The 4,205-nt window shown below is 39.2% G+C and carries 4 protein-coding genes and 1 pseudogene; all 5 read left to right on the plus strand.

Annotation, left to right across the window (positions count from 1 at the left end; all coding sequences use genetic code 11):
• Positions 1 to 783, plus strand: a 783-nt coding sequence (locus GCA01S_RS18705; protein ID WP_042412449.1) for a pre-toxin TG domain-containing protein, incomplete at its 5' end; no start/stop codon positions are given.
• A 24-nt stretch (positions 784 to 807) separates the two neighbouring features.
• Positions 808 to 1,206: a hypothetical protein gene (locus tag GCA01S_RS18710; RefSeq protein ID WP_042412452.1), complete on the plus strand. Its 399-nt coding sequence runs from the start codon at positions 808 to 810 to the stop codon at positions 1,204 to 1,206.
• 478 nt (positions 1,207 to 1,684) lie between these two features.
• Positions 1,685 to 1,969 carry a hypothetical protein gene (locus GCA01S_RS18720; protein WP_042412460.1) on the plus strand — a complete coding sequence of 95 codons (285 nt, stop codon included), beginning with the start codon at positions 1,685 to 1,687 and terminating at the stop codon, positions 1,967 to 1,969.
• A gap of 280 nt (positions 1,970 to 2,249) precedes the next feature.
• A pseudogene (locus GCA01S_RS18725) lies at positions 2,250 to 3,406 on the plus strand (IS256 family transposase).
• Positions 3,407 to 3,543: 137 nt separating this feature from the next.
• Positions 3,544 to 3,756: a sortase domain-containing protein gene (locus GCA01S_RS21420; protein ID WP_226911538.1), complete on the plus strand. Its 213-nt coding sequence runs from the start codon at positions 3,544 to 3,546 to the stop codon at positions 3,754 to 3,756.
• Positions 3,757 to 4,205 lie beyond the last annotated feature (449 nt).

Genomic DNA, 4,205 nt, shown 5'->3' on the forward strand with positions numbered 1-4,205 from the left:
AACATGAAAGAATTCGGTTTGGAGCTTCTTGGCTGGTATGATGTGCAGCGGGTGTTTGGGGAATATGATCCGGTGACAGGGGAACGGCTTTCATTTGGAGACCGCCTGCTAGCGGGGGGAATGTTATTGTTGTCCGTCATTCCTCCAGCCAAAGGAGCAGGCATCGCCGGCAAAGTGGGGATTAAAGGAGTGAAAGCGGCCGGAACCGCAGCGGATGTTTCGAAATGGATTTCGAAAACGAAAAACGTCCTGAATGTTGATAAAATCAAAGGGGCTTTACAAACGATCTATCACCAGGTCATCAAAGGGCCTATCACCGCAACGATCCGCTCGTTCAAACAGCAATTGGATAACTTTTTTAAAAATGTTGGTTCTGTCCTGATGGGGCCGGAGCCGGCCTTGGCAGGAGTCGGTGGCCCGACATCCCGCATGTGGATGAGCGGGGTCGAGAGGGGAACAAAAGAAACGACGATGAATATCGTCGGCAGAACGGGAGATGAGGTAGGTAAGGGTGCAGGTAAAACAGTTGATGATTTAATTAAAGATGCTAAGCCTGGAAGGGCAACAAAAGGAAGAACTACTCAGTATGAGTTATCAGGTGGATTTAATCAGGCAGTAAACGACTTTTATTCACTCAACCCTAAAATTACGAAGAATACTCCTGACCTCAAAGTCGGTATTTTACAGGATGGGAGAACGGTTATTGTTAGAACCAAAAGTAGTGATGGCCGTCCTACACTTGAAATTCAAGACGGCAAGAAGAAAATAAAGTTTCGTTACTAGAAAACAAACATGGAGGAAAGTTTTATGGAACAATGGGAAAGATGGGTACCGCTAGATGATATACCTTCAACAATTTATAATGATATGTTTTTAGATGGCAAAGATGGTGTGATTTTAGAATTTAGCGATGAAAATTGTGAAAAAAAAGTGGTAGTGAATTTTGAAGAGGGAGTATTATCGTATAGAAATACTGATGAAGGTTCATTATTAGAAACGCTAAATTATTTAGACCAGCATTATGGTACAGATTTTTATAGTAATTGGTCTTTATTTAAAGTAAAAAACTCAGAATACTTGAATTGGTTTCATAAAGAAAGTTGTGGTATATACGAGTCAGGAGAGGTAGAACACTATGTATTTTTAACACCTAATGATGTAATTGAAATCCTATCGATATCCCCTCCTAGTATTACGGTAAAGTAATTTTGTTATAGTGAGTAAAGCAAGACCTTTGATACATCGATCAATTAACAATCCCCTTGAACTTGATTAAGGGGATTTCTAGTATTATGTCAAGGATAAAAGAAACTGGCAATATGAGTAATATGAAGCCTCAAAGGAGATATGAACTCTCTTTTGAGGCATTTTATGATAGAATTTCTGGATTATTACCGTTGACTTGAAGATTCGGCCACATTGATGAATTTGAAGCTCGTCACATACTTTTCTAACGATGAATTGGATAGTTCTGCTTGGAGAAAAGCGATTTGATCAGGAAAAATGGAAAATGCGTCCATTTTATTCCCGAAGCAAATTCGGAAATTCATTGAGAGAGACAAATTTTCTTCTGATTTTTGGAAAAAGAGAGCGTTAAATTGGGCCGCACAAGACAATGAATATTTGATAAGAGGAGAAATACCTAGCAAATTCATAAAAATTTCTCCTAAGGAGTGAGTATATTATGTTTTTATTATATTTCCAAGATGAATGTCTGGGTGAAATACAAGATATCAACACTGAAGGCATGTGGATGTGTGGTAAACTTATACCTAATCAAAATATAGTAAAGTTTAAAGATTTTTTTAAGGCTCTTACGAGTGAAGAAAATGATTTTAAAGAAAGTGAATATAATGAAGAATGGTTGAAAGATGATAATTGGTTTATTGTGGATGATCATCAAAATAAAAGAGGAATTTATTTGCCGGCTGTGTATGAAGACGGGGAAATAAATTGGAGATGGAGGTAACTTGATTTAAAACAAAGACCTTGATAGGCTATATGCCTTCAAGGTTTTCTTTATATTTAAAACGAATTGTTGTTTAAAATAAAGATTTTATAAAGTAAAGTGAAATTGAGCCAAGCTACTCATTGAAAAATACCTGGTATTATGTCAAGAAAACGGACACGTGATGATGTATAAAATTTTGTGTAAAGCATTTTGCTAGATCAAAAGAAAAAAGGTAGGGTATTCTCTGATTTGGACCAAAACATTCCAGAGAAAGGAGAACCCTACCTAGTCTAAAAGTATATCGAATGTAGACTGGGCTCATCAACTGGAAAGTGCGATTCGCCAGTTTATAAAGGAAAAATTAGAGCTGACTATGCGTGAAGAAATAAAAAATTTCCTCGAAATAGAACAGGCTGGAACGTCGAATATGAGAAACGGCTACTATCAACGAAATCTAGATACGCAATATGGCCGGATTGAAGGTCTTTTGGTCCCAAGAGGCCGAAACGGAGAATTTCAAACGCAACTGTTTGCCCCTTACCAACGCCACACCGGCTGGCTCGAGGAAGCAATCATTAAGATGTATCAAAGTGGCATGAGTACGCGTGAAATTGGCAAGTTTATCGAACGAATTCTAGGAAATGCCTACTCCCCAACAACGATTAGTCATATCACGGATGTGGTAAAGGAAGACATTGTGAAATGGCATACACGTCCCCTACCCAAGCGATATTCGGTCTTATATTTGGATGGTTTATACGTAAAATTTCGTCGTGAAACCGTGGAGAAAGAAGTCATTTATATGGTGTTAGGGGTGAATGAAGAAGGATATCGCGAAATTCTTGATTTCTTTGTGGGAGGACAAGAAAGCGCCTATGTATGGCAGAGGAAATTCTTCAAGGCCTCTACCAAAGAGGCGTCCAGGAAGTGCTTCTGGGCGTATTCGATGGATTACCGGGATTGGAGGAGGCCTTTAAGGCGGTTTATCCGAAAGCCCATGTGCAGCGTTGTGTCGTTCACAGAGTCCGCAACACCCTCCGTCGTGTTCGGAAAAAAGATCAGTTCGAAATGGCGGAGGATCTGAAACTCATTTATCGATCTCCGAATAAAAAATTGCACTGGAGATGTTTCGGCAGTTTGAGTCAAAATGGTCCAGCAAGTACCCAAGAGAAGTCCAATCTTGGGCCAATGAGTTGGATGTCCTCCTTACATTTATGGATTATCCAAGCAGTATTCGAAGTGTGATTTACACGACGAATGCCATTGAACGAACGATCAAGGAGATTCGGAAACGTCTAAAGCCGATGAACAGTTTGAGCAGTTTAGAAGCCGCGGAAAAAGTCGTGGTATTTGACCATCCAAGACTTTAATGAGAAATGGGCAGGACGAAAGTTACGAGGATTTGCCGAAGCGTATGAAGCCCTCGAGCGAATGTTTGAAGAACGTTACAATTAACCATATATTGTAAATAAACAAAATAAGGGGATTCACCCTTTCCACACAGGAGACTTGAATATTCAGAGTCTCCTGTGTGGAGGAAACTAGTTCCCTATTCATTCTAAATCCATTTCAGAGAAACCCTAACTCCCATTATATTACACAAAATTCTTGACGGTACCCTCACCTATAAGGTCTTTAATAAGAAAATTGTAAAGCCTACCGAAATTGATGTAATTTATCCAATTAAGAATAAGTCCATGGTTACGTTAGTTACGTGTCATCCCAAATACTCAGATAAACAGAGGCTGATTGTTTTTACTGAACTGGAGACAGAACAAATAAAGGATGGACGGGATAAATTTTAATGGGGATGTATGCCTGTCACCGTCCGAATTAATTATTACTATTTGCTTCACACATTCATGTGACTGTTCTACATTTGCAAAAGATGGTTTCACATTGTATTCGGTACCTGTGGTCAATCTTCAAAAAACAGGCAATCACAATTTCGATATTAAGATGCAATATGCTCCCTACATTCTAAAAAGATAAGGAAAAAGTCCTGATTGCCATTTGGCAAAACAGGAATATATCATGATTTATCCTTATTTTACTTATGTTACCATTTAAATAGTGTGTAAATGGGGGGAGGAAATCAACGTGTCGTCTTTATGGGAATCCACCGAAAAAGAATTGGAACGTTGGGCCTACGGGACGATGATCGATTGCCTCGAGTCCTATCAGGGGCAAGTCAAAGAAGCGATAGAGGAGTTTCATCAAGGCACTCATGCCTTTTATCGTGCAAACGAGGAGT

The organism is Parageobacillus caldoxylosilyticus NBRC 107762 (assembly GCF_000632715.1).
GTDB lineage: Bacteria > Bacillota > Bacilli > Bacillales > Anoxybacillaceae > Saccharococcus > Saccharococcus caldoxylosilyticus.

What these genes read in the sequence shown, in the direction of transcription:
- GCA01S_RS18710 (WP_042412452.1), top strand. Translation starts at nt 808, where the DNA reads ATGGAACAATGGGAAAGATGGGTACCGCTAGATGATATACCTTCAACA.
- GCA01S_RS18720 (WP_042412460.1), top strand. Translation starts at nt 1,685, where the DNA reads ATGTTTTTATTATATTTCCAAGATGAATGTCTGGGTGAAATACAAGAT.